The 364-nt window shown below is 61.5% G+C and carries 1 pseudogene; it reads right to left on the bottom strand.

From position 1 onward, the window contains the following. Window positions 1-364 (bottom strand): annotated as a pseudogene (locus HY29_RS19485) (hypothetical protein); the annotation flags it as partial.

The following is a 364-nucleotide window of genomic DNA, read 5'->3' as shown; positions in this document are numbered from 1 at the left end:
TCAACTGGCTTGGATCGGTCAGGCCGACCAGGACGTGTCCGCTTTCCCCACTGCCGTAGTCGGGAATTGTGACGGCAATGAACGTGCCTGACCCCTCTACACCATCTAGTTGCGCGAGCCGGCTGCGCCCAGCTGGACCCACGAGGCTGTTGGTGACAGACACCTCTCCTGTTACACCGCTCGCGCCATCGCCCCAAGTCGCCGCACCGACATCGGTCTTACCGCCATTGTCCCAGTACGAACTGGCGACAACATAACTGCCATTGCTCAGCGCCGCCACACCTTTATTGCCCACCTGATCATTTGCAGTCGAGCCCACGAGGCTATTGGTGGCAGACACCACGCCGGTCACCCCCACCGTGCC

Source organism: Hyphomonas beringensis (assembly GCF_000682755.1).
In the GTDB taxonomy this organism is placed as follows: Bacteria; Pseudomonadota; Alphaproteobacteria; order Caulobacterales; family Hyphomonadaceae; genus Hyphomonas; species Hyphomonas beringensis.
Note: the sequence above shows the minus strand (reverse complement) of the source record. Positions and strands in the feature narration are given on the sequence as shown.